The organism is Paenibacillus ginsengarvi (genome assembly GCF_003626695.1).
Classification (GTDB): domain Bacteria; phylum Bacillota; class Bacilli; order Paenibacillales; family NBRC-103111; genus Paenibacillus_AB; species Paenibacillus_AB ginsengarvi.
Genome location: NZ_RBAH01000028.1, coordinates 1 through 26063, shown reverse-complemented (window position 1 = coordinate 26063; position 26063 = coordinate 1). Strand labels below are relative to the sequence as shown.

22 protein-coding genes and 1 rRNA gene are annotated in these 26063 nt (G+C 54.1%); 15 read left to right on the top strand and 8 right to left on the bottom strand.

Annotation, left to right across the window (positions count from 1 at the left end; translation table 11 throughout):
- Positions 1–78: 78 nt before the first annotated feature.
- Entirely contained in the window at positions 79–924 is an 846-nt protein-coding gene (locus D7M11_RS28845) for an SMP-30/gluconolactonase/LRE family protein (protein WP_120750811.1), read from the bottom strand.
- Positions 925–1066: 142 nt separating this feature from the next.
- Here D7M11_RS28845 and D7M11_RS28840 point away from each other — a divergent pair, with 142 nt between their 5' ends.
- The 10 genes from D7M11_RS28840 (at position 1067) to D7M11_RS28795 (ending at position 11206) form a co-directional block, all read left to right on the top strand.
- Complete coding sequence (locus D7M11_RS28840; RefSeq protein ID WP_120750740.1) at positions 1067–2269, top strand: M24 family metallopeptidase; 1203 nt, start codon at positions 1067–1069, stop codon at positions 2267–2269.
- Positions 2270–2500: 231 nt separating this feature from the next.
- Positions 2501–2881, top strand: coding sequence for an ATPase (locus D7M11_RS28835; protein WP_120750739.1), 381 nt, complete (start codon positions 2501–2503; stop codon positions 2879–2881).
- Between the two features lie 184 nt (positions 2882–3065).
- Positions 3066–4031 carry an aldolase catalytic domain-containing protein gene (locus D7M11_RS28830; RefSeq protein ID WP_120750738.1) on the top strand — a complete coding sequence of 322 codons (966 nt, stop codon included), beginning with the start codon at positions 3066–3068 and terminating at the stop codon, positions 4029–4031.
- Positions 4032–4210: 179 nt separating this feature from the next.
- A complete protein-coding gene (gatC, locus tag D7M11_RS28825; protein ID WP_120750737.1) occupies positions 4211–4498 on the top strand; it encodes an Asp-tRNA(Asn)/Glu-tRNA(Gln) amidotransferase subunit GatC in 288 nt (95 codons plus the stop codon).
- 166 nt (positions 4499–4664) lie between these two features.
- Positions 4665–6122 carry an Asp-tRNA(Asn)/Glu-tRNA(Gln) amidotransferase subunit GatA gene (gatA, locus tag D7M11_RS28820; protein WP_120750736.1) on the top strand — a complete coding sequence of 486 codons (1458 nt, stop codon included), beginning with the start codon at positions 4665–4667 and terminating at the stop codon, positions 6120–6122.
- Positions 6123–6139: 17 nt separating this feature from the next.
- A complete protein-coding gene (gene gatB / locus D7M11_RS28815; RefSeq protein ID WP_120750735.1) occupies positions 6140–7582 on the top strand; it encodes an Asp-tRNA(Asn)/Glu-tRNA(Gln) amidotransferase subunit GatB in 1443 nt (480 codons plus the stop codon).
- Positions 7583–7666: 84 nt separating this feature from the next.
- Positions 7667–9367 (top strand): alpha/beta hydrolase family protein, encoded by a 1701-nt coding sequence (locus D7M11_RS28810; protein WP_120750734.1) that lies wholly within the window; start codon positions 7667–7669, stop codon positions 9365–9367.
- Between the two features lie 150 nt (positions 9368–9517).
- Positions 9518–10216, top strand: coding sequence for an MgtC/SapB family protein (locus tag D7M11_RS28805; RefSeq protein WP_120750733.1), 699 nt, complete (start codon positions 9518–9520; stop codon positions 10214–10216).
- 17 nt (positions 10217–10233) lie between these two features.
- Positions 10234–10866: a hypothetical protein gene (locus tag D7M11_RS28800; RefSeq protein WP_120750732.1), complete on the top strand. Its 633-nt coding sequence runs from the start codon at positions 10234–10236 to the stop codon at positions 10864–10866.
- Between the two features lie 16 nt (positions 10867–10882).
- Positions 10883–11206: a hypothetical protein gene (locus D7M11_RS28795; protein WP_120750731.1), complete on the top strand. Its 324-nt coding sequence runs from the start codon at positions 10883–10885 to the stop codon at positions 11204–11206.
- Between the two features lie 72 nt (positions 11207–11278).
- Here the strand turns inward: D7M11_RS28795 and D7M11_RS28790 are convergent, their stop codons facing one another.
- The 6 genes from D7M11_RS28790 to D7M11_RS28765 all read right to left on the bottom strand — a co-directional run bounded on the left by D7M11_RS28790 (position 11279) and on the right by D7M11_RS28765 (position 20384).
- Positions 11279–11659: a type 2 periplasmic-binding domain-containing protein gene (locus tag D7M11_RS28790; RefSeq protein ID WP_147433513.1), complete on the bottom strand. Its 381-nt coding sequence runs from the start codon at positions 11657–11659 to the stop codon at positions 11279–11281.
- On the bottom strand, positions 11610–12155 hold the full coding sequence (locus D7M11_RS28785; protein WP_120750729.1) for an extracellular solute-binding protein: 546 nt from the start codon (positions 12153–12155) through the stop codon (positions 11610–11612). The genes D7M11_RS28790 and D7M11_RS28785 overlap by 50 nt, the downstream gene beginning before the upstream one ends.
- On the bottom strand, positions 12156–12626 hold the full coding sequence (locus D7M11_RS28780; protein ID WP_120750728.1) for a hypothetical protein: 471 nt from the start codon (positions 12624–12626) through the stop codon (positions 12156–12158).
- Between the two features lie 35 nt (positions 12627–12661).
- Positions 12662–13981 carry an ABC transporter substrate-binding protein gene (locus tag D7M11_RS28775; RefSeq protein ID WP_120750727.1) on the bottom strand — a complete coding sequence of 440 codons (1320 nt, stop codon included), beginning with the start codon at positions 13979–13981 and terminating at the stop codon, positions 12662–12664.
- Positions 13982–14469: 488 nt separating this feature from the next.
- Positions 14470–18969 carry a CBM96 family carbohydrate-binding protein gene (locus D7M11_RS28770; protein WP_158606881.1) on the bottom strand — a complete coding sequence of 1500 codons (4500 nt, stop codon included), beginning with the start codon at positions 18967–18969 and terminating at the stop codon, positions 14470–14472.
- 68 nt (positions 18970–19037) lie between these two features.
- Positions 19038–20384, bottom strand: a complete 1347-nt coding sequence (locus D7M11_RS28765; protein ID WP_158606880.1) for an ABC transporter substrate-binding protein — start codon at positions 20382–20384, stop codon at positions 19038–19040.
- A gap of 280 nt (positions 20385–20664) precedes the next feature.
- Here D7M11_RS28765 and D7M11_RS28760 point away from each other — a divergent pair, with 280 nt between their 5' ends.
- From D7M11_RS28760 to D7M11_RS28750, 3 genes are all read left to right on the top strand, one after another.
- Positions 20665–21573 (top strand): AraC family transcriptional regulator, encoded by a 909-nt coding sequence (locus D7M11_RS28760; RefSeq protein ID WP_120750724.1) that lies wholly within the window; start codon positions 20665–20667, stop codon positions 21571–21573.
- Between the two features lie 122 nt (positions 21574–21695).
- Entirely contained in the window at positions 21696–22130 is a 435-nt protein-coding gene (gene perR, locus D7M11_RS28755; RefSeq protein ID WP_120750723.1) for a peroxide-responsive transcriptional repressor PerR, read from the top strand.
- A gap of 135 nt (positions 22131–22265) precedes the next feature.
- A complete protein-coding gene (locus D7M11_RS28750; protein WP_120750722.1) occupies positions 22266–24011 on the top strand; it encodes a glycosyl hydrolase family 18 protein in 1746 nt (581 codons plus the stop codon).
- 64 nt (positions 24012–24075) lie between these two features.
- Here the strand turns inward: D7M11_RS28750 and D7M11_RS28745 are convergent, their stop codons facing one another.
- Positions 24076–24450, bottom strand: coding sequence for a DUF2614 family zinc ribbon-containing protein (locus D7M11_RS28745; protein ID WP_120750721.1), 375 nt, complete (start codon positions 24448–24450; stop codon positions 24076–24078).
- Between the two features lie 144 nt (positions 24451–24594).
- Here D7M11_RS28745 and D7M11_RS28740 point away from each other — a divergent pair, with 144 nt between their 5' ends.
- Both D7M11_RS28740 and D7M11_RS28735 read left to right on the top strand, forming a co-directional pair.
- The gene (locus D7M11_RS28740; protein ID WP_240041351.1) at positions 24595–25470 is read left to right on the top strand and encodes a nucleotidyltransferase-like protein; all 876 of its coding nucleotides are present in this window, start codon (positions 24595–24597) and stop codon (positions 25468–25470) included.
- A 393-nt stretch (positions 25471–25863) separates the two neighbouring features.
- A 16S ribosomal RNA gene (locus tag D7M11_RS28735) occupies positions 25864–26063 on the top strand; the annotation flags it as partial.

The following is a 26063-nucleotide window of genomic DNA, read 5'->3' as shown; positions in this document are numbered from 1 at the left end:
CGGAGTGGATGCCGAGGTCCTTTCGTTCAGCTGCGGATCGTTACGTTTTCACGTACGATTCGGGTCAAACCGTTCTCGTCAAGGACGGACGTGCATCATCGTCCATTCCCGTCCAGGCTTGTCCGTACGGAAGCATTCGATGTTGCCGTGATCGGCCAAGGTCACATAACAGGTACGCCCGTCAAGGCCGCCGAAGGTCAGGTTCGTGCAGTTCGTGCCGTGCAGCCTTACTTCGAGCAGCAGCTCGCCGGCGGGCGATACTTTGGCGACCGTTCCTTTGCCGTGGCGGGTAATGTACAGATTGCCTTCGCTATCGCAGCGCATCCCGTCCATACCATAGTCGGGAAATTCGATCAGCAGCCGTTTGTTTGCGATTTCCCCGTCGTCAGACAGGTCGTACGCCCATACGCGGCGCTGTACCGTCTCGTTCACATACAGCGTCCGGTTGTCCGGGCTTACCTCGATGCCGTTCGTTGTGCCCATACCGCCTTCCAGCAGCTTGACCGTACCGTCCGTTCCGATTCGCCACAGATTGCCTGTTGATTTACCCCAATTCGGGTCGCTGGCGAATATCGTATCGTCGCCTGCTATGGCGATGTCGTTCGGCTGATTCATCGCCGGTTCGTGGGCGAAAACGGACAGTTCCAGCGTCTTCATATCGACTTTCAAAATATTATGCTTCGTGTAGTCGGCGATGAACATGTCTCCCGCCCGGTTAAACCGAATGCCGTTGCCGACGCTGCCGTCCGGCAGCTCGATGAACACGGCGGCTTCCCCTTCCGGCGTCACGCGCCCGATAGTATGCCGGCGCTCGTAGTTAACCGCGTACACATTGCCTTCACTATCGCAAGCAGGCCCCTCGATCCCGGACGTAAAACCTCCTGCCGTCGTAAATACCCGGCTTTCGTATAACGTTTCCTCCATATGCTGCTCCTCCTTCTTCCGGAGATGATCCGAAAGTGTTTTCTGCATACGTATTCGCCCACGAAGCCGAACTTCCTCCTTGCTTTTCTCTACCTGCTTCCGATTCGTGTATACTATAGAAAAGAGGAGGAATGATCGCGCAATGGATGAACGCAGCTCCCGCCGCCAGCGGCTTCAGCATAAAATGAAGGAAACGGGCATCGACCTTTGCGTCGTGACCCAAAATGTCGATTTGTACTATTTCGTCGGTTCGATGCAGACGGGCTATTTGTTCATTCCTGCCGAAGGCGAGTCGATCTTTTATGTAAGGCGCAGCTTTGTTCGCGCGTCGGATGAGGCGGATATCGCGGTGGAAGAGCTCGGCTCGATGAGAGGATTTGGCTCCCGGCTCACCCAGGCGTACCCGGAGCTATTCCGCAAGCCGGGCGGGGAACAGACGATTGTTGCAGCCGAATACGACGTGCTGCCCGTCCAGCAATTTCAGCGGCTGGAGGGCGCTCTGCCCGGAGTCAAGTGGGTCGACGGGTCGACGCTGATCCGCGAGCTGCGGATGATCAAGTCGCCGGGCGAAATCGCCGCCATCCGGGAATCCGCCCGCGTTATCGATATCGCGTATGAAACGGCGATCAAGGCGCTTCGGGTCGGCATGCCGGAAGTCGAGCTGATGGCGATCGTCGAGTCGGTAATCCGCCATAACGGCCATATGGGACTGATGCGAGTGCGCGGTTACAATCAGGAAATTATAACCGGCATGATCGGAGCGGGGTCCGCTGCGGCAATGCCGACTTATTTCGACGGCCCGGCGGGAGGCCAGGGACTCGGCCCGGCGAGCCCGCAAAGCTCGGGACGCAGGCCGATCGAGGCGAACGAGCCGATCTTGATCGATATCGGCTGCTGCATCGACGGTTATGTCATCGACCAAACGAGAACGGCCGTTATCGGCGAACTGCCTGCGGATTTGCGCGAGGCGTACGAGCTGTCCGAAGCGGTGATGAGGCGGACGGAGGCGATGCTGAAGCCCGGAGTCCCTTGCGAGGAGCTGTATACGGCGGCGCTTGAGCAGGTGCGGGTAGCGGGCCTGAGCGAGCATTTTATGGGCTTCGGCGGCGATCAGGTCAAGTTTCTGGGACACGGCATCGGTCTTGAGATAGACGAGCTGCCCGTACTAGCCAAAGGGTTTCGCTATCCGCTTCAGCCGGGCATGGTGATTGCGATCGAGCCCAAGTTCACGTTCCCCGGCCGCGGTGTCGTCGGAATCGAGAACAGCTACGCGATAACGGAGGACGGCTTTGAAAAGCTTACCGTGTCCCGGGAAGGGATCGCCGCAGCGGCCGCGCCATTTTGACCGCATATACGGCCTAGTTAAATCTATAATCCGGGGGTCTATAGAGGCGGCTCCCGGATTACACTATTTTAGAAGTAGTTACCGGCCTAAATGCGCTCCTCCGACTTCACTTTGCTGTCCGAATTTGGTACCATATATACCAAACCTATTAAACTACTTCAGCGATTACTTGCGAGAGCGTTTTCGCAGAAATGTTTTGCCTAGTCGGGCAAAACGGGGGAGGAACCGGCTATGCTGCGTCTAGGTCAAAAAGTCATTATCGTATCCGACAGTTTCGAACAAAATCTTCCAATCGGAGATTATGGATATATCATCGCTTACGACCGCAATGCGGATAACGCATTCGATTATGTCGTCCGCATCCCGAAGGCGAACAAAAACATGTTCGTCCCGGCCGTCGACATCGAACTGGAGGAAACGCTGCTCCAGCTAGAGGTGGACCGGATCGAGCGGGAAGCGCTGATCGACTATGCGCTCGCAACGCATAATGAAGCGTTGTTCCGCAGAATTTTGAACGGGGAGAGCGCGGAAGAGCCGGGGGCGGATAGCAGCAAGGAAATCCAGTCTCAACAGGACTTCATCCGGCAAATCAATTTGAAAGCCTGGATATGAACCGGCGGAAAAACGAGCCGGATCGATGCAAGACGCCTTCGTTCGAGGCGTCTTTGTGTCTTTTTCGGCAATTTTTTCTCTTTTTTGCTTTAATGCTTCAACGCGTAAGTCGTCGAATATTGACACGTTCTCTTTGCATAAGCTATGATTAGCAATATTCGGTTTTCGGGAGGAACATAAGGAAATGAACGACTCACACGTCAAAATACTCGACTGTACGATTCGTGACGGCGGCCTCGTCAATAACTGGGACTTCAGCGTCGACTTCGTTCGCGATCTATATTATTCGCTGAACGCGGCAGGCGTCGAATATATGGAGATCGGCTACAAAAACTCTCCGAAGCTGCTCAAGGGCGCGGAAGCGGGCCCGTGGCGATTTTTGGACGAAGCGTTTCTGCGGGAAGTAATTCCGGAGAAGGGCGACACGAAGCTGTCCGCTCTCGTCGATATCGGCCGAGTGGATGAAAACGACATTTTGCCGCGCAGCGAGAGCATGCTGGACATGATCCGCGTTGCTTGTTACGTCAAAGATGTGGACAAGGCGCTCGATCTCGTAAACAAATTCCATGGCTACGGCTATGAAACGTCGCTTAACATTATGGCGCTGTCCAACGTCATGGAGCACGATCTCGTCGAGGCGTTCCAGCAAATCGCCGACAGCCCGGTCGACGTCGTGTATGTGGTCGATTCGTTCGGAAGCTTGTACCACCGGGACATCGAACATCTGGTCGCCAAATTCCAGCGTTATTTGCCGAACAAGAAGCTCGGCATTCATGCGCATAACAATATGCAGCTCGCCTTCTCCAATACGCTTACGGCCGCTGAGCTCGGCGTTACGTTCCTGGATTCGTCCGTATTCGGCATGGGCCGGGCGGCAGGCAACTGCAACACGGAACTGCTCGTCAGCTTTTTGAAAAATCCGAGATATGAGCTGCGTCCGATTCTCGAGGTGATCGAGCGCCGGATGATTCCGCTTCGCGAAAAAGTGGAGTGGGGCTATATTATCCCGTACATGATTTCCGGCGTGCTCAACGAGCATCCTCGCGTAGCGATGGCGCTTCGCGCCAGCGACGACAAGGAAAAGTACGCCGAGTTTTACGACAAGCTCACTTCGCCGGAAATCGTCGTTACCTCTAAAAGCGGAGAGTAACCGGAACTGTTGTAACGTAGGCTCCCGAGGCAACTGCTGCCCCGGGGGCTTTTTTGCTGCTTGTGCGGGGCGTGCCTTTGTTGAGTTCCAGAGGGGTTGTACTATATAATAGGAAGGATACGAAAAAAACGTAACGTTGATAAGATTTCGAACAAGCAGCCATAGCGGGAGGTGTGAGCATGAGCATTACGACCAAGGATGTAGAGCATGTGGCGAAGCTGGCGCGGCTTCAGGTGAACGAAGCTGATATGGAGAAGCTTACGGGTCAGCTTAACGCCATTTTGAAATATGCCGAGAAATTGAACGAGCTGGATACGGAAGGCATCGAGCCGACCAGCCATCCGATGCCGCTATCCAATGTGATGCGGGAGGACGAGGTTCGACCGTCTTGGCCGATCGAAAGCGTGCTGAAGAACGCTCCGGATGAAGAGGACGGCCAGTTTAAGGTGCCGGCGGTACTCGAATAAGATAGCATCCAAACCGGCGTTCCGAAGGAAGGCTCGGTTATTTTACGAAGTTAGTATTCTTTACGGAATACTCAGCAAATGCTTACGAAGTCAGTATTCCTACGGAATACTCAGTTAATGCTTACGAAGTTAGCTTTGCTCCGCAAAGCTCTAGGGAGGTATTACTTTGTCTCTGTTCGACCTGAAGCTGCAGGAACTACATAGCCGTCTCGCGGCGAAGGAGCTGTCGGTACAAGAGCTCGTCGACCAGTCGCTGGGCGCGATTCAAAATGTCGAGCCCAAGGTGAAGGCGTTTCTTCGCGTGGACGAGGAAGGCGCGCGCACTAGCGCCCGTGTACTGGACGAGCAGCTCGCGAAGGGCGGGGACCGCGGACTGTTGTTTGGTCTGCCCGCCGGCATTAAGGACAATATCGTAACCGAGGGGCTGAACACGACGTGCGCCAGCCGGTTCCTCGAAAATTATAATCCGATCTATGACGCTACTGTCGTCAAGAAGCTGAAGCAAGCCCAGTCGGTGACGATCGGCAAGCTGAACATGGACGAATTCGCGATGGGCGGCTCAAACGAAAATTCCGCTTTCCACGTTACCAAAAATCCTTGGAACGAAGCGCACGTCCCGGGCGGGTCCAGCGGCGGCTCGGCCGCTGCGGTAGCGGCAGGAGAAGTGTATTTCTCGCTCGGCTCGGACACGGGCGGTTCGATCCGCCAGCCGGCCGCGTATTGCGGCGTCGTTGGACTGAAGCCGACCTATGGACTCGTATCCCGCTTCGGCCTCGTTGCCTTTGCTTCGTCGCTCGACCAGATCGGCCCGCTGACGAAAAACGTCGAAGACGCGGCCTACGTGCTCCAGGCGATTGCCGGTCACGATCCGCAAGACTCGACATCGGCGAATGTGAGCATTCCCGATTACATCAGCTCGCTTACGGACGATGTGAAGGGGCTTCGCATTGCGGTACCGAAGGAATATATCGGTCAAGGCGTCGATCCGAAAGTAAAGGATGCGGTTATGACCGCGCTCAAAACGCTCGAATCGCTTGGCGCCGTGTGGGAAGAAGTATCGATGCCGCATACCGAATACGCGGTGGCGACTTATTACCTGCTCGCCTCCTCCGAGGCGTCCTCCAACCTGGCCCGCTTCGACGGCGTTCGTTACGGCGTTCGCGCTGCCGACCCGGACAACCTGCTCGACCTTTACGTCAAGTCGCGCAGCCAGGGCTTCGGCGCCGAAGTCAAGCGCCGTATTATGCTCGGCACGTACGCGCTCAGCTCCGGCTATTATGACGCGTATTACTTGAAGGCGCAAAAGGTGCGCACGCTGATCAAAAAAGATTTCGACGATATTTTCCAAAACTACGACGTCATTGTCGGTCCGACCGCTCCGACGACCGCCTTCAAAATCGGCGAGCAGGTCGGCGATCCGCTGACGATGTATTTGAACGATATTTTGACGATTCCCGCCAACTTGGCGGGCGTGCCGGCAATCAGCGTTCCGTGCGGTCTCGCGGACGGGATGCCGGTCGGCCTGCAAATTATCGGCAAGGCGCTTGACGAAGCTACCGTCCTGCGTACAGCCCACGCGTTCGAGCAGCATACGGAACATCACAAGCTGCGTCCGGCGTTGTAGAAGGAGGACGAATACCTGTGGCGGATAAGCGATATGAAACGGTAGTCGGGCTCGAGGTACACGTCGAGCTGCATACGAACACGAAAATTTTCTGCGGCTGCTCCACCGAATTCGGGGCTCCGCCCAATACGCATACATGTCCGGTTTGTCTCGGGCATCCGGGCGTACTGCCGGTGCTGAACCGGAAAGCGGTCGAATTCGCGATGAAAGCGGCGATGGCGATCAATTGCGAAGTCGCCACGCACAGCAAGTTCGACCGGAAAAACTATTTTTACCCCGACTCGCCGAAGGCGTACCAAATCTCGCAGTACGACCAGCCGATCGGCCAGAACGGCTGGATCGATATCGAAGTGAACGGCGAGTCGAAGCGAATCGGCATTACCCGTCTCCATCTGGAGGAAGATGCGGGCAAGCTGACGCACGTGGACGGCGGCTACGCGTCGCTTGTCGACTTCAACCGCGTCGGAACGCCGCTGCTCGAGATCGTCTCCGAGCCGGATATCCGTTCGCCTGAGGAAGCGCGCGCCTACTTGGAGAAGCTGAAGGCGATCATCCAGTATTGCGACGTGTCCGACGTGAAGATGGAGGAAGGCTCGCTGCGCTGCGATGCCAACATCAGCATTCGCCCGTACGGTCAGGAAAAGTTCGGCACGAGAGCCGAGCTTAAAAACATGAACTCGTTTCGCGGCGTTCAGCGCGGATTGGAATACGAGGAATTGCGCCAGGCGGAAATCCTCTCGTCCGGCGGAGAAGTCGTTCAAGAGACACGCCGCTGGGACGAAGCGCAAGGGAAAACGTTCACGATGCGCGGCAAGGAAGAAGCGCACGATTACCGGTACTTCCCGGACCCGGATCTGGTCCGTCTGTATATCGACAACGAATGGAAAGCTCGCATCCGCGCTACGATACCGGAGCTGCCGGATGCCCGCAAGGCGAGATATACGGAAGAGTATGGTCTGCCGGCTTATGATGCCGAGGTCATTACGTCTTCGAAGAAGCTTGCGGATCTGTTCGAGCAAAGCTTGCAATATACGAAAGACGCCAAAGCGGTGTCCAATTGGATTATGGGCGATCTGCTCGGCTATCTGAACACGAACGGTCTCGAGATCGAAGCCGTCCGCATTACCGGTCAAGGACTCGGCGAAATGATCGGTCTGATCGAGAAAGGCACGATCAGCGGCAAAATTGCCAAAACCGTATTCAAGGAAATGCTCGTCTCCGGCAAAAATCCGGGGCAAATCGTCGAGGAGCAAGGACTCGTTCAAATCAGCGACGAAGGCGCCATCCGCGCGATCGTCGATAAGGTCGTCGTGGCGAATCCGCAGTCGGTTGCCGATTATAAGGCGGGCAAGGAAAAAGCGGTCGGCTTCCTCGTCGGTCAGGTGATGAAAGAGTCGAAGGGGAAAGCAAACCCGGGGCTCGTCAACCAGCTAATCGTCGAACGGCTGAAGCAGGAATAACGTACAAGTAGATTAACGCGGCAGGAGGGAACACCTCCTGCCTTTTTTCTCACCTGGCAAAACGCACAAAGGAGGACTTCGATTATGAGAAAAGTCTTGAAATCTTGTAAAACGCTGGCGGCAGCGTCATTGGCGCTTGCTCTGCTTGCCCCGGCTATTAATACGGTTAACCCCGTACAGGCGCTGGCTGCTTCTGCAACCGGGCAATCCCCGGCATTAACCCAAAGTACCGCCGCTTTGACCGAGACGGTGCCTTTCCGCGACTATGCGGAGTCGCTTGGAGCTGTCGTTTCCTGGAACGAAACGGACAGGACGGCTACTGCGCTTCGGGGGAAGACGAGCGTAACCGCCGCCATCGGCGAAGCGTATTTGACCGTGAACGGAAACAAGATCGCGCTGGGCGAATCTGTCCGGCTCGTAGGCGAAAAGACGGTCGTACCTCTCGGCGCCTTGAACGAAGCGTTTGGCGTAAGTGCGGGATGGGACAAAGAGGCTGGCGCCATTATTTCCGCCAAGGACGATTATCCGCTGCTCGCGAGCAATTTTATCGCGGCCTGGAATAAGGGCGATTTGGCAAAAACGAAAGGTTATATGAGTCCGTCGCTGCAAATGCTCATGCCGGATCAGCTGCTCGGACAGTTCTGGTCGAATCTGGCGCAAATGTACGGTCCGCTAGGTCAGCAGCTCGCGGTAAACGTCAGCTCCAGCGCCGTTCATCACAATGCAGCGGTCCTGTACAAGACGGGTGCGGCAGCCTTTGAAGTAACAGTCCGATTCGACACGTACGGCCTCGTGGACGATCTGTACCTGTCGCCGACGCTTCCGAACAACGCTTATGTGAAGCCGTCCTATGACGATCCTGCCAAGTATTCGGAGAAGGAGGTCGTGATCGGAGAGGGGCCTCTGGCTCTTCCGGGGACGCTTACGACGCCGGCCGGCCAGGGACCGTTTCCGGTTGTCGTGCTCGTTCACGGCTCCGGACCGAACGACCGCGACGAATCGATCGGAGCGGTAAAATCGTTCCGTGATCTGGCGGTTGGGCTGGCGGCGCAAGGCATCGCCGTGCTTCGCTACGAGAAGGTGACCCGCGAGCATCCGCTCAAATCGCAGATGATGATTCCGATGTTTACCGTACAAGAGGAAACGGTAGACGATGCGATTCGGGCGGTGGAGCTGCTGAGGAAAACGGACGGCATCGATCCGAAGCGTATTTTCGTTGCCGGGCACAGTCAAGGCGGAATGATGATTCCGCGTATTATGGACGCTGCCCAGGGGCTGGATCTGGCCGGTGCGATCGTACTGGCGGGCCCGTCCCGGCCGCTGGAAAATTTGATAGTCGAACAGATGAAGTTTCAAACGGAACTGGCTCGTCAGGCCGGACAGCCTACAGAGGCGATGGAGCAGCAGACGGCGGTTTACGAGCAGCAGCTCCAATTGATCAAAGACCCGAAGTATTCGCTTACGAACCCGCCGCAAGGCTTTATGCTCGGCAATACGGCTTGGTGGCTGGACATCCGGAACCTGTATGCCGGCGAAGCGGCCAAAAACCAAAAAGTGCCCCTGCTTATTATGCAAGGCGGAAACGACGCTCAGGTATTTCCGGACAATCTGGAAGGCTGGAAAACGGCGTTAGCGGCTCGAAGCGACGTCCAGTACAAGCTGTACCCAAGCGTAAATCATACGCTCGTCGAATACGAAGGGAAGTCGACCGGAGCCGAATACAGCTTGCCGGCCAACGTCCCGGACTACATCATTGCCGACATGGCGAAGTGGATCAAGCCCTGATTGCGATTATTCCCGATAGGAAGCGGACACCTGTAACGGGTGTCCTTTATTTCGCTTATATGTTTTAGCCCGTTCCGTGATACAATAGATCTAATAAGCTGCCAAACCTTTATTTCGGTTCAGGAAAGCGCATTCCGGGAGGTGACAACCGTGGACAGTCCTTGGGAGCTTGGTGAGCTGCAGCTTTCGCTTCGCCTAGTGCTGGCACTGGTGTTCGGCGGGCTTGTAGGGATCGAGCGCGAACAGAACAATCATCCGGCCGGTTTCCGTACGCATATTCTCGTCTGCTTGGGCGCATGTCTCATTATGCTGCTGTCGATATACGGCTTCAGTCAGTTTGCGGACGAACCGAACGTCCGTCTCGACCCGGCGCGTCTGGCTGCCCAGGTCATAACCGGCATCGGCTTTCTCGGGGCCGGTACGATCATTTTCAACGGCAATTCCATCTCCGGGCTGACGACGGCTGCGTCGCTATGGGTTGTAGCTGCGATCGGTTTGGCGACCGGCGCCGGATTTTATTATTCCGCTGTTTTGACGACGGTGTTTGTTTTGCTCAGTTTGTGGATATTAAATAAAGTTGAGAAAAAATGGCTCGGCGGAAAGAGGGCGAGAACAGTCCAGATCGAGCTGCCCGACAGCCCGGGCGGGTTGTCCTCCGTTACCGCAATCCTTGCGGAAAAGGGCGCGGAAATACGCAAGCTTGCCGTCGAGCAGGTACACCGGCCCGAGGCGGGGGAGGACCGGCTTCGAGTCAATCTGGTCGTCCGTACATCCAAGCCGGAAATGCTTATAGGAGCTGCGGAGGAACTGCGCAAGCTGCATGGCGTATCGAACATTTCGATTGAGTGAGAAAGGAGGGAAAGGCGATGGACGATTCGCAGCAGCGCGGTCCGGAGGGAAGCGGCGGCCGCCACGCGGAGAGCGAGAGGCGCGAGACGAGCTTGCCGGACATGGCGAGACCGCACGGATGGGACCCTTACAACCCGTATCAGAGCATGACGCCGAGAAAGCGGAAGTGGGTCGCCGTTCTGCTCTCGCTTTTTATCCCGGGCACCGGGCACTTTTATCTCGGCTTGATGCAAAAAGGGCTGATGATCATGCTGCTGATCATCCTCGATATTTTTGCGATCGTGCATTTCTCGATCAACATGTCGAGCATTCCGCTTATTACGCTGCTGGGGTTGTTTTTGCCGATTATTTACTTTTACAGCTTGTTTGACGCTTTGCTTCTGACCGATAAAGTGAATCGTCATGCGTTCATGCCGCCTGCAGCGGCGGATCGTGCGGGGGAAGCCCACGGCGAATCTTCTGCGAGGCCCGGTTCGGCTCCGCTCATAGGCTGGCTGCTCGTCGGGCTCGGCGGATTGTTCTTCGTCTTCAGCGCCAAACCGGACTGGATCCGATTGATGATGAACAAGATGGGGACGATGATCGGCGGACTCGTTCTGATCGGGATTGGCATCGTGCTGTTTTTGAGAAACTCGTCAAAACCGAAGTAGGGAAGGAGGGCCCGCCATGATCCGAGTAGGCAAAGCGACGGCCGGACTTATTTTGCTGGCCAGCGGAGCGGGTCTTCTGGCCGACTGGTCGATGGATACGAATTATTTGGGCTATGCGGAACTGGCGTGGCCGCTTATTCTCGTCGCTCTCGGTATGGAGCATGTATGGGTCCATTTCAAATACCGCAAACAAGACCGGCCCATCCGTCTCGATATCGGCGGTGTGATCGTGTCCACGCTGATCGCGGCAGCGATTGTCGCCTACTCGCGATATGGATGGCCTCCCTCTAGATGGTTCGAAGATTTGTCGCGTGAATTCGGCTCGCTGGGGAATTTGTAACCGGCGATTGCCGCTATAGAAATAAAAATGGCTGCCGAAGAACGGCAGCCTTTTTGTTTGGATCGATTGATCCTATTTGGCAAGCGTTTCCTGTATTTTTTTGTTGACCGCCTCTTCTGCATCCCGGACGGCGGAGTTCGCATCTTTGCCGGTTTGCACCATGAGCATCAACTGGTTTTGCAGCTCGCCCGTAGCAATATTGTCATACAACGTAGGCTGGAAAGGCTTGGCGACGTCGGTTTTAAACACCGCCTGGACGTTTTTCCCTTTCAGGAAAGAAGCATTTTCGCCGAATACATTTTTGAATTTGACATCCTTCATGACGCCAAGCTTCGCTTGTTTATACATATCCGTCTGAACTTCGTCCGAAACGATCGCCGACATGACGCGGAAGGCGTCCTCCTTATGTTTGCTGGTGGAAGCCAGCAGCATCAGATGCTCGTCGATTCCCATTCCCGCGCGTGGGGCTTCCGGCCATACCGGAAACGAAGCGATGTCCCAAAATTCCGGATACTGGTTCATGCTCGTGTTCGTAAGCAAGTTGACGTCGGCAAACATAGCCAGCGTCTGCTCCTTGTAGAACAGTTTTTCCCCATCGCCCTGGGAAAGCCATCTTCTCGTTTCCGGGAATTTTGTAGATGTCCGTCATCTGGGTCAGCACTTTTTTCCACTGCTCGGTATTCAGGGCGGCGCGATTTGTTTTCGGATCGACCAGAGGCAGGGAGAGCTGAGCGCCCACACGTTTCGGCACATTTGGCTCCAGACCGCGGTATTGAATGCCGCCTTCCGTGCGCGTCACACGTTTGGCGACGTCGGCGTACTCGCTCCAGGTCATGCCCTCTTTCGGATAAGCGACGCCGAATTTATCGAAAATAGTTTTGTTGTAATACAGCGCCGAGAAATTTCTCGTATAAGGAATCCCGATCAAGTAGTCTTTGCCTACAGCCATTCAGATCGCGTTAAGCGATTCGGGCTCGAAGCGAGATAAATCCATGCCCTGCGTTTTGATCAGATCGTCGATGGAAACGAGCAGCTGCAAGCTTTCGAAAGGCGCCAGTCCGCTAATATTGTTGGTAATGAAAAGGTCCGGCACATCCCCGGCCGCCACCATATTAGCCAAGTTCTCGGGTTTGTAGCTCTCTGCTTTAACGGTGATCCACGGATATTTCAGCTTCACCGGATCGACGATATACCGCTTCACTTCGTCGTCGTTCAAATATCGGACCCCGACCGAGATCGTTACCGGCTGATGCTCCTCCTGCTTTTGATTCTGGTTGCTTAGCGGCTTTTCTTGTTCTTTCCCGTTCGGAGCCGCATTTGGCAATCCGGAACATCCGGCGAACAAGGAGGAGGCGACGATAAGAGACATGGAGATGGCGGCGAGTCGCGGCAGCGAAGCTTGAACCCCAGTTGCATTCATTCTATACGTTTCCTCCTGAGTGTTAAGCGCTTTCTTCACTTGCTCGCAGCCTCTGCCGTATCTATTTTCTTATTGACTCGTTCAGCCGCCTCGCGAAGCGCTGTATTGATGTCCTTGCCGTTGTAGACGACATCTCTTACGATAGTTACCATCTCGCCGTTGTTGGGGCCGTTATACTTGTTAACGGAAGCTACCGGAGCATACTTGCTTGGCTGCAAGGCCTTGACATTTTTGCCCGTATAAAGCGGATTGCTCGATCCGAACTGCTTCCGTATTTCATTATCGCTTAGAGCCGTAACGAATTTGCCGTCCTTGATCTGCTGGATCTGGTATTCCGGGGTCGTTAAATACGAGATGGCGTCGAACGCTTGATCCTTATATTTGCTAGTCGAAGCGACGTAGAAGTAGACGGGATACGGTTGTAATCCCAGGCCGGGCGCTTCTTTTAAAGTCGGAGCCGAAGCCAGGTCCCAGTTCATATTGCCAATTTCCTGCGCCTGGTATTGGGCGGAAATGCCCAGAAACATGGCCATGGTTCTGTCTTTGAAGAAGCGGTTTCTTTCGTTCGGTTCCGAAATTTTGCCGGGGTCGACTTTATCGTAACCGGGAAGCTTGTAGAAACGAATCAAGTTGTCGGCAAACGATCTCCATTTCTCGTCTTTATCGAATGTCGATCTTTTCGTATCGGTGTAAACGATCGGGATGGACTGCTGGTTCAGCATAGCCAAATGGCCGTAGGAGGTGCCGAAGCCATAATATTGCACTCCGCCTTCGTTACGCGTCAACGATTTGCTCAGATCGTAAACCTGATCCCAGCTAAGCCCATCCTTCGGATAAGGGACTCCGAATTTATCGAAGAGGTCTTTGTTGTAGTAAATCGCTTGCGGCATTGTATAAACCGGTAAGCCGTACATGCCGCCGCCCGCTATTTGTTTGGCAGCGTCCACCATCGTTTGATCAAGATGGTTCGTGTTGTAATTGTTCTTTTTCATCATGGCTGTAATATCCGTTTCGAGCTTGTAGTCCATCAAGCTCTCCGCTACTTTCCCGATCGAAGCGAATACGATATCGATCTGTTGACCTGCGGCGATCAGCTCCGATAGTTTTCCCCCGGGGATATACTTGATCGTCATATGAGAATATTTTTTCATCAGAGGTTCCGCAAACGTTTTCATAAATTCTTCTTCTGGCCAATCGTTCGGATATTGAAAATAGACGGTCAGGGTTACCGGATCTTTTTTAACTTCAACCGGTGTTACTTTCTCGGGAGCCGCGGGAGTGTTGCTCGTGCCCCCGCAAGCGGACAACAGCAGCATAGGGCAAAGAATAAGCGGGGCAATCATTTTTTTTGACATGGCATACCCTCCGTATTTTTCAGCATGGTTTGCTTACAAATGGGAGCAGTGGGCATAGGATGTCTTCATGGAGTAGGGGAAGCGCTTTCTTAAAAAGGCTGGATGCAGCGGGTTCATCTTGGAAACGTGGTTTGCTTAAAGATTAAATAAATTTCAGATTCGTTGACAAAAGTACGGACCCCCCAAGGGTCTAAAGGAAGGACAAGAGCGCGAGCCAGAGCGGCTTGATCTGGAAGCCGCCAAAATACTGTCGTCGGTATCAAAACAAATCTGCTTTTTTCGGTGTTCCACCCCTTTCTGATTGGCCATGCTGTCTGAACATCGGATGCGATTTCATCCATATCCATATTGTAGGGTATGGGGCCGGGGAAACACAAGATATTTTCTTAAAGATTAAACAAATATTTTTTTCCCGTTTCTCTATATCGGAAAACAGCCTCCCGCCGCGCCGGATGGAGCGGGAGGAGGCCGATGTTTACTCGTTAGTTTCAGCGGAACTGGACATTACCGGTAAGCGGGCGTCCTGATGTTAACACGATCGGAGCGGCAAGATCGGCGCGGGAGACGGTCAACGAGGCGAGCGGGGCGTTTCCGGCCTGCTGCCTTAGTGCAAAGCTGACGACATAGTCGGCGCTATCCGAACCGCGGGCTATGCCCTGCACTTGCATGGCGGACGAATCGATGGCGAGCAGTTGGACGGTCTGCAGCTCCAGCTTCAGTCCGCTGTCCTGCATATGCAGGCTGAGCCTGTTTTTCGGTTCTCCCGGGCCGCCGAAGCCCAGCTTCGTTACCAGATGGATTTTACCGTAGGTGTTCCCTGTGACGGTGCCGGAGTCTGTAAACCAGCCGGCTGCGTTTACAGGTCCCTGAGCGGGATCGTAAACCGAGAAGACAACGGTTTGTTCGGCCTGATTGCCGGCATAATCGGTCGCCGTTGCGCTCAGCGTATGAATGCCAAGTGCGGTTACTGGCGTACCGGAAACGAACGGTTGCCCGTTCAGCAGTGCCGTCAGCGTCTTCACGCCGCTTTCCGCATCCGTCGCGGTAATGACGGGAATCGCCGAGCTTGCGTAGCTCTGATTGTAAGTGACTCCTGTGACAGTTAGGGTTGGCGGATTCCGGTCGGCCAGCTTGATTTCGAGATAAGGCTTATTCGACGAATTATCCTTGGAATTGAAGCTTGTGGCAAGGCCCGGCGTTACGTCTTGAATGACGGCCAAGCTTGCGATTTTATCCCCGGCGAGCTGGGCTGCGATGAATGCGGTAACGTCGAACTGATGCCATGCCGGACTGCCTACGTTACGGGTAGCTAGCGCTTCCTGATAGGCCGGCTTGTTGTTCCAGGTCAGCCCCGTTTCCGTCCAACTGTCGTCGGCTACGGCATGAATCGTATTGTCGATATTCGTTCCTCCCGAATCGTTCGTGGAACCGTACATAGTCAGCTTGGCGGAGACGAGATCGCCGGCAATGCTGCCGAGATCGAATTGCAGGAACGACTGTCTGTGGAAGCCGCCGCTGCTGTTTTTGACCATAAACGTTCCGTCCTTGCCGTAGTTGATGGCCGCATAGTCGCCGTCCCGGACGTACGCGTCCTTGATCGGCAGCAGTTTGGCGTTAAACGGATCGATCGCTTCGATCTCGATGACAGCGAATTTGAGATAGCCGTTCAGTCGGACCGAGGCCGCTACCTTCGCCGTTCCCGCTCCGAGTGCAGTGACATGGCCGCTGCTGTCTACCGAGACGACCGAAGGATTCGCGGAGAAATACTGGATGTCGGCCAGGCTCGTATCGAGCGGGGCTCCCGTAGTCAGCGTGCCGGACAGATGAAGCTGGGTCGTCTCGCTAATTTTCACCGCTGTTTTGTCTGCGGTGAGGGAGACGGTTTTCAGACTCGGCGGCTTGTTTTGCTCGGAAGCTACGCGATCGTAGATTCGCGCTTCTGTAATGCTGTTAAACAGATTGGCCGTATTGCCGTGGCCGATAATTTGGACATAGCGGGCGGATCGTTCTCCGATATCGTAATTTTCCAGTTCGTCCGACAATCCGGAACTGCTGCCCGAATATACGTTCGTCCAGCTTGTGCCATCCGTCGATATGGCGATATCGAACGAAGCCGATCTCGTTTTGCCGTTATACCACGCCAGCGAAACGCTGCGGATCGCTTGAGGCGCCCCGAGGTCGTACTGAATCCACTCGCCGTCCCCTAAGGCGGACCAGCGTGTCGTCAGATCGTCGTCGATCGTATTCGCCGGTACGTTGCCGTCATCGCTGCTTGCCGTTACGCCCATTATAGACAGGCCGGCATCACCCGCGCGAACAGGTCCGGGGAAGTGAATCAAATACCGGGCGCTGCCTGTGCCTGCTATCGTAACCTCGATCGTGGCGATACCGGGCAAGCTCGTCGCCTGCTGGACGGTTACCGCCGCATTCGGGTCCGCAGAAGAGGCGGTGACGGCAGGCGGAACCGTACTTCCGGCAGGAATTGTATGGCTGTACGTGAAGGTGCCGGTGTCAAAACCGGCCAGCGGAACGCCATTTAAGGCAATGCCGCTTAATAAAGGCGGGTTCGCCGGTGCGACTTGCCACAACGCAAGCGGCTCTACCGCAGGCAGCGATGCCGGAGGCGCTTCTCCTTCGCGGAGCGGAACGAGGAGCACCGCGAGACGCAAGTTTTGCACGTCCTCGATATGAATCGCCAGCTTGCGAATGCCGGTAGTCGGGTTTTGCCCGGCCGGATTCGGCGAAGTCGGCAGCGGCACCGCGTCCATTACACTGAATTTCGCTTGCGAAGGCGACAAAATGCGGGCCCACAGACGCTTGCCGTTTTTCGTCAAAATTGCGGTGCTGCCGTCCGGGGAAATTTCGTCCACCTCGGTGGACGTATGCATGAACCACCAGTATTCGGAAGACGCTATCGCCGTCACTTCGTCCTGGACGAGCATCATGCGGCGGTTATCCAGCAATTTGACGCCGCGTTCCGCTTTTGTTGCGTCTTTGGCGTAGGCGGCTGTCATATCGGTGATCGCCAGCGCCTCCTGCGGAGACGACTCGACCCGGCTCATCTTGATCTCGGGGGCGTCGCTCTGCTCCGGTCCGAGCCCCGGATTGATCACCAGCACGTTCTGCCCTTCTCCGCGCATCCGGTAATAATCCCAGCGCTGTGCGCCGAAGTAGCCGGGCAAGTTATAGTTGTCGGCGCCTAGCTCCTGAGCCCAGCGAACGCCGAGCGCGTCGAGCACGAACGTGCCTACGTCGAGATTATGGTGATTTTTTTGCAGACTGGTTCCTTTAAAGCCGACGAAAAGCGCATTCGGGTCTTCCCAGCCGCTGCGGAATGTGACCGCCTCCACACCGCGAAAATATTTGTCCAGCGCCACCTGCTCGGCGCGCGGTCCGGCATAGCTGTTCGGCACGTACCAGAGCAGGTCGAGCGGAGACGGGTTCTCATCGACCCGCTGCGTTTGCCACCAGCCGTACTCGGGTTTGCCGTACTGCGAACCGAACCAGTGAAGCGAAGGCGAGTTCGGCACACCTGCGCCAGCGTCGGCGAAGTTGAACGTTTGATTGGTCGGTCCCGTCGTGAAGATCGGGAAATCACCGTTAAGCGGCAGGCCAGGACTGGCCGACAAGCCGAAGTCTGTGCCAAGCGCCGTTTGCAGCGCTTTGAAATAAACGCCGATATACTGAATCGAGTAGCTCCAATAACCGGGGCCTTCGTACCAGCCTCCGTCCGGGGCCCATTGGGGCAGGGCGTTCGGAAGCGATGCGAAGCCGCGCTGCAGCAGATCTTCAGCGGTTTGCTTCACGGCGGGCTCATCTCCGAGCGCCAGCGCGCCCATGCCGATGCCGCCGTTGACAACGAAGTTCCAGTTGTTGGTCGTTGTCACCCAGAAATCGGGACGGTTGTATCCGGCGAGTGCGGGCGTAAACCCTTTATTCACGATCGCATCGCGTAAAAACGTTTTACGCTCCGCCGTCCAGTAATCGTACAGCCAGTCGTATCCGATCGCGAACGCGTGGGTCATTTCCGCCGTATCGAGAAAATGTCGCGGATTCCAGTCCGGGAAGTTGCCCGCTGCGCTAAGCTCCGTCCAGGCCCGCTCCGCGTACCGCGAATCGAGCGTAAGACGATATTGCATGGCCAGCGTGTAGGTGCGGTCGAGCACTTTGCGGCTGGTCTCGAGCAGCCGGAGCCCGTCCGGAATTTCATATTGGGAGGCAGGCTCGGTGAGCAGCTTATCCGCTTTTGTTTGAATGACCGCCGCCCATCTGGCGAGCCGGGTATCGGTCGCTATGCGGCTTTGCAAGGCGGCAAAATCCGCCGCAGTTGCGAGAAGCCGGGGATGCTGCGCGTTAATCAAGTCCGTCACGATAACCTCCTTCGTTACTTTGGCGTCGTCAAACCATACCGTGCCAGTCGCATTCCATATAAACAGCTCGTACAGCACTCTCACGGCCCCGTCCGGGACGACCACCCGCTGCGTAATTTGCCCCCAATCGCTCGTTCCTTTTCGCGAAGCGGTATAGTTGTCCACTCCGACTTTCTGGTTGCTTGCGTTGTAAAATTGATAGCGAAGCACGATGCCTTTATCTGCCGATACGATGTTGTCCATTTTCACCCAGACGCTAAAGTTGTACGTTTTTCCCGCTTCGATGGAAACCGATTGATTCAAGCTGCTGCGGGCCGCCGCACTCGCTTCGATGCGCAGCGACTTCGAGCCCTCCTTGTAAACGGCATTGTCGACGGTAAATACCGGCGTACCGCTGGCGACCCACTTGTTCCAACTGCTCGGCAGATCGTTCGTAACGGAATCGAAGCTGCCATTCGCCAGCACGTTCGTTCCTTCGGGGAGGACTGCCGCCCCCGCTTCCGCTTGCGCGGAAGCGAGAGGGAGGAGACCGGCAATCAAACAGGCGATTGCAACAATGGCGATGTAACGGTGAAGCGGACTTCGGCGGTTTCGGATCCATGGCGTGATGGCATTCACGGGGGACACACTCCTTCTAATGGGATATGTCTGCGAATGTGCGGGCTTTAGATCGATCGGATACAACCTTACTTGGCTCCGGAGGCGGTCTCCAACTCGTCGATCTTCTTGTTGATTCGCTCGGCCGCTTCACGAAGTGCCGTATTGGTATCTTTGTTGTTGTAGATAACGTCGCGGACAACGGTGTTGAATTCGGCGTTATACAGACCGTTGTACTTGTTTACCGAGCCGGCCGGAGCGTATTTGTCGGGTTGGAACGCCTTGACGTTTTTGCCGGTATACATCGGATTGTTTTGTCCGAACGTAGCCCGGAGCGCCTTGTTGTTCAGCGTCGTGAGGAATTTGCCGTCTTTGATTTGCGGAGCCTGGAATTCTTCCGTCGTGAGGTAAGCGATTACTTCGAACGCCTGATCCTGGTGTTTGCTCATCGAAGTCACATAGAAGTAGGTCGGATATGCTTGAGGGCCGAGATCGGGTTTATCCTTGAATACCGGGAACGGTGCGAGATCCCAGTTCATATCGCCGATTTCTTTGGCATTGTGCAGAGCGGTCAGAGCCAGGAACATGCCGACCGTACGGTCTTTGAAGAAGCGGTTACGCTCGTTCGGCTCCGATATTTGGTTGTTCGGAATGTGGGAATAACCGGGAAGCTTGTAGAAGCGGGTCAGGTTGTCGACGAACGTTTTCCAGCGGTCATCCGTGTCGAGCGCCGCTTTTTTCGTATCCGTCTTGACAATCGGGATCGAGAGCTGGTTCATAAACGCCATATGCCCGTAGGAGGAGGCGAAGCCGGTGTATTTGGTACCGCCGTCGGAACGGGTTAAGCTTTTCGTCAGCTCATACATTTCGTCCCACGTAATGCCGGCCTTCGGATAAGGAACGCCGAACTTGTCGAAAATGTCCTTGTTGTAATACATCGCCGAAGGCGGCACGTAAACTGGCAAGCCGTACATCCCTTTGCCACCTGCCAGCTCCCTGATTGTATCGACCATCGTCGGCTCGAGCTGGGTCAAGTTGTAGTTGTACTTTTTGATCTGCGGGGTAATGTCGTATTCCAGCTTGTTGTCCATCAGGTGCGGGGGAGTGGCGCCGATCGAAGCAAACAAAATGTCGATCGATTGGCCCGCTGCGATCAGGTCGGCCACCTTGCCTCCGGTAATATACTTGATTGTTACATGGGGAAACTTCTTCATAATCGGCTGTCCGAACGTAGCCATGAAGTCCTCTTCCGGCCAGTCGGCGGGAAACGGAAAATAAACGGTCAGCTCGGCCGGATCTTTTTTGGCCTGGACGGTCATCTCCCCTCCGGTTGAAGGAGATTTGCCGTCTCCTCCGCTGCTTCCATTCCCTCCTCCGCATGCAGTAGTTCCCAGCGCTACACATAGAAGCGATGCAACAGCAAGTTTTTTGGACAATGGAAATACCTCCCCCATTTGTATGGATCGTGTACATTCCCGAGAAGACTGCGATCAGAAGAAGCTTTCTAAGCAGTCTTGGCGCCAACTCCTGGAAAGTAAATGCATTATAGCACGCATCCGATTGTCTCTTGTTTTGGGAAAGTTGCACTGTATTGCACACCTTTTGTAAGCGCTTGCCAGTAAAAATATTCCTGATATATAATGTAACTGTAATGAACTCCATTAATAAGACTGTAGACTCGCAGGAGAAGAAGGCTATTAAGGAGGGAATTCGGGAATGAGCGGGAAGTTTACGCGGACAAAACTTCATTTTCGCGATAACCTGTATTTTATGGTATACAAGACGTGGGAGAATAAGGCGCCGGACGAATATTACCATGCGCACGAAGGCATGGAATTATTGTACCTGCACGAAGGAACGGGAAGGCTTATCCTGAATGATCGCCTGTACCTGCTTCAGCCGCGGACGCTGATCTATTTCAAGCCTTACCAAGTCCATCTCCTCCGTTACGACATTCCCCGGCTAAGGTCGATCGTCAAAATCAACCTGCCGCTGGTGAAGTCTTACTTGCCGATGTTTCCCCAAATGTCCGCCTTTATTTCGCTGCTTGAGAAAAACCGGGAAGGTCCGCAGATGTTTCAATTGAACCCGAAGCAGGACCACGAGCTGAACAACCAGCTTGGCTTTCTGCACCATACGTTATCTAGCGTGCCGAACCATGAGAAGAAGGAGCAGTTCGTTATTTCCTGGATGCAGTTCATGTCTTATTTGAAAACTTACGTGTTTACCGAGCTTGCCGCAGAGGAGGGCATGATGCTCCGCCATTCTCACCATGCGGAGAAGGTAGTGGTGTGGATCGACGAGCACTATAAGGAGCCGTTCTGTCTGGAGCGGTTGTCCGAGAACGTACATCTATCGGCCAGCTACTTGTCCAATTTGTTCCGCCATTACACGGGCAGCACAATCACCGAATACATCATGAAGCGGAGGCTGGACGAAGCCCGGCATCTGCTTGCCCATACGTCGCTTTCGATCGATCAGGTCGGCAAGCAGTCGGGTTTTCCGAATCCGCCGTATTTCAGCCGCTGTTTCAAAAAAAGACATACGGTTACCCCCCAGCAGTATAGAGCCATCGTAGCCAGTCATCACGAATCGACCCAGTCGGAGACGGCGCTTACCGATTAGGGAAAACGAGCGGAAAATAAAGGAGGGAGGCGGCGGAACGGGGCGAATTCATTGACAAAGAGGTTCCAGCGACCGTACAATATAGAGATAACATAACTTATGATACCATGGTGGTGAGGAACATGACGTCCCGATTCGAGCAAGCGTTGGATAAACTCAAAACAACCGGAGTTCGAATGACGCCTCAACGACATGCGATATTGGCCTATTTGCTGGATACGATGACGCACCCGACCGCCGACGATATTTATCGCGCACTCGAAGACCGTTTCCCCAGCATGAGCGTCGCTACTGTCTACAACAATTTGAAAGTATTTATTGAAGCGGGACTCGTTCGCGAGCTGACTTACGGAGACGACTCGAGCCGCTTCGATTCCGATATGTCCGAGCACTATCACGCCATCTGCGACCATTGCGGCAAAATCGTCGACTTCGACCATCCGCCGCTCCACGCTCTGGAGTTGGCCGCAGCCAGTCAAACCGGATTTCGCGTCAAAGGCCATCGTCTCGAGGTATACGGACTATGCCCGGAATGCGCTTCTGCCGTAACGCATTAATGAACCGGCAGGGCGTTCGTTTCGTCGATTATTGTAGTATAATGGACGTGTCTATTTGGACACGTCTTTTTTTTCAATTATGGGCTGTTGCTGTAACAAGCTTCATAGCGATGTAGAGACCTGAGGAGTGAAAAGATGGAGTCAGTTAATCCGCCGCCGTCCGGACGGCCCAGAAAGCGCTCGCGTATCGTGTTCCGGCTGTTCGGTCTGCTCCTGATGACCGGAGCCGCAGCCTTGCTCTTCTACTATTATTATTTGACGTATTACCCGAACAAGGAGCACGTGGAACCGAATTACGGCGGACTGCAGAAGCCGGTCTTTTTCAGAGGAGAGCTGCTGTCGAAGAGCGCTTTGGGGGAAAAGGAAAGCTTGAAGCTGCCGCTCGATTACATCAAAGAGAAGGTTGATCCGTCGATCGTATATGAGGGGGCCAGCGACTCGGTCATCATTACGACAAAAGATAAAGTCGTGCGCATGAAAACAAATGTGCTGACCGCTATGGTTAACGAAAAGCCGCTCGAACTTAAGTTTCCGATTGTGAAGCAGGACAGCGATGTATATGTTCCGATCGATCCGGTCAAGCAATATTACGGAATCGATATACTCGAATCCGGGGAGACGGGTAATGTCATCGTTCGGCTGCAAGGGGACGTAGTGCAGTGGGGGAAAACGGAAGCGTCTTCGAAGGACGACACCGTTGCCATGAGGAACGAGCCTGGAATCAAAGCCCCGATCGTTCAGGATATTCCTTCCGGGGAAGAGATTATGATCTGGTCCGAACAGGACGGCTGGTATGCAGTGCAGCGGCAGAGCGGAGTGACCGGCTACGTCCGGAAGAAGGAAGTTGTACTGGATCGCGTGGAGACGATACCGGGGAATGCGGAGCCGAAAGCCTACGTGCCCTGGAAGCCGCTTGGCGGCAAAATCAATATGACGTGGGAGCAGGTGACGACGAAAAGTCCGGATACGTCCAAAATCGACCCGATGCCCGGCCTTAACGTTATAAGTCCGACCTGGTTTCATCTAATCGATGGCGAGGGCAATCTGAAAAATTTGGCCGATGCCGCTTACGTGAAATGGGCGCAGTCGCAAAATATCCAGGTATGGGCGCTGTTCAGCAACAATTTCGATCCGAAAATTACAACCGAAGCGTTGTCCACGTACGACAAACGAATGAAAATGATCAAACAACTGCTTGCCTATGCGCAAATGTACAAGCTGCAAGGCTTCAATATCGACTTTGAAAATGTCAATCTGAAGGACAAGGCGAACCTGACCCAATTCGTCCGGGAAATGACGCCGCTCATGCATGAGCAGGGACTGGTCGTTTCCATCGATGTGACAACGAAGTCAACCAGCGAGAACTGGTCGATGTTCTACGATCGCCCGGCGTTAAGCCAGACAGTTGATTATATGATGGTTATGGCCTATGACGAATATTGGGCGAGCAGTCCGATTGCCGGCTCCGTTTCTTCGCTCCCTTGGGTGGAGAAAGGGATCGTCCAGTTTCTGAACGAGGAGAAAGTGCCGGCCTCCAAGCTGGTGCTTGGCGTTCCTTATTATACCCGCATCTGGACCGAGCAAACGAAGAACGGCAAGAAAGAGGTAAGCTCACGTGCCGTATTTATGGAAACGATCGTAAAGCTGATCAAGGATAAAGGGCTCAAGCCAGTGTACTCGGCGGAAACGGGCCAAAACTATGTGGAATATACGGAAGACGGCAAGCTGAACCGTATCTGGATCGAGGATGAAACTTCGATGAAGGCTCGCGTGGAGCTAGTCAAAAAGTACGACCTCGCCGGCATTGCTTCCTGGCGCAGAGGGTATGAAACGCCGAATATGTGGGATGTCATTAAGGAAACGATGGAAAAGCGGCCCTAATTATCATTTTATATTGAAAAAAAGACCTCCAAACCGTGTCGGGTTTGGAGGTTTTGCCTTTAATTCAGTTTTGGTTCGGAGTGCTTGCGAGCTCGTTATCGGATTTTTCCGAAGGCGCATATCGGCGGTCGACCGTCAAAATCGTTTTACAGAACATGCAGCGATCCGTTTTGCCGATCATTTTCGTGACTTTGCCGCATTCCGGACATTGCAGCGGTACGGCGCTTGTGGACATCATGCCGGCCCAAAAATAAACAGCCATGCTTCCCAGCATTGCGATCATGCCGATTACCATAAAGATGCCGGCAATGATTTTGCCGATCGTTCCCCAGTTAAAGACGATCCCGGCCAGGCCGACGATCATGAGCGCCATGCCGCCCATCGTAAGAAGCAGGCCCCACAAGCGAAATTCGTTTACTTTGCTTGATTTGAAAATCATACAAGACTCCCCATTTCCTAAATTTGCGGTATCACGAGCAAATGTCATAGTTGAAGGCAGGAAAACCGGACTACGATGTAGAACTATTATATCGCGAATGTACTTGGCTAGATCAACATTCGTTGCTGAGGCCGGGGGGACGACTTGGAAACGATTCGGAACTATGTATACGCAATGTATGGGCGTGATCCCGAAGTGATAAGCGTTTCCGCTTATACCGTCGCAAGCGGGTCCCCGCCGACTGTCGTAACGACGGTTGTTCCCGACGTAGTATTGGTTGTGGTGCAAACGTCGCTCATGTCCGATATTACATCCTATTATATAAAAGACCATATCCGTATACAAGAATGCTGCCTGCATCCCGATCGGTTGGAACAGTGGATTCGAAGCGGTGCCAGACGAGAAGTTATCCATTGGATTTTGCAAGGGGAGATTGTAATGGACCGAAATTTGTACATGGAGGGGCTTCGCAACCGGCTGCTGGAGTTCCCCGAGGAAATGCGCGACCAGAAGCTGATCGTGGAATTCGACCGTTTTATGAAAAGCTTTTTGCAAAGCAAACAGTTTTTACTCGAGGGCCATTTGCTGGATGCTTACAGCAACATTCTTGATTCGCTCTGTCATTGGGCGCGTATTGCCATTCTGGAAGAAGGCATCTATCCTGAGGAGTTAATCTGGGCGCAAGTCAGGAAGATCAATCCGGGGGTGTACAAGTTTTACGAGGAACTTGCCTCCAACCATGAATCGCTCGAGAAACGCATTCAACTGGTTGTGCTCGCTTGTGAATTTTCCGTCATGTCTAAGATGGAAAGCTGCTGCAGAATATTGCTGGACGTGCTGCGCAGCCGGGAGGAAGCATGGAGTCTGCAAGAGCTTATGCAAATTCCGCAGCTGTTCGAGCTGCAGCTGGATTTGTCGCTGCTGCTGAACAAGCTGGCGCGCAAGTCGCTAGTTCGCGAAGTCGTGGAGCAGCAGGATGATCCGGACAAGCTTCTCCTACAATTAAAGTATACGGTTTGATGAAGAGGTACGGGATGGTCGGATTTGGCGCCGGCGATCCCGTATATTTTTGTGCAGTCTGTACGAAACTTCAAAATGTTCGATGTTTTCGAACTTTTTGAAGAGGGTTGACTTTGTTTGTCCGGATATGATAAATTAATTCTCGCCGCTTCAAACGGCACCGCCGCTTACCGAGCGAGTTAACAAAAAGGTAAGTGAGTACGAAAAAAAGTACTTGCAAAGTAGTGGGCGGATGTGTTATATTAAAGAGGTCGCTGCAAAATAGCGACAAGCAATGAAAAAGAACATTGCTCCTTGAAAACTGAACAACGAGCGTGCAAGTGAAGGTCTCGCAAGAGACCACAACAAGCTAGTTAAGTAATGAGCTATCAGCTTATCTGATCAGGTTTCACCTTTTTGGAGAGTTTGATCCTGGCTCAGGACGAACGCTGGCGGCGTGCCTAATACATGCAAGTCGAGCGAACCTTTCGGGGTTAGCGGCGGACGGGTGAGTAACACGTAGGCAACCTGCCCGTAAGTCTGGGATAACTATCGGAAACGATAGCTAATACCGGATACGAAGAGAGAATGCATGTTCTCTTTTGGAAAGGCGG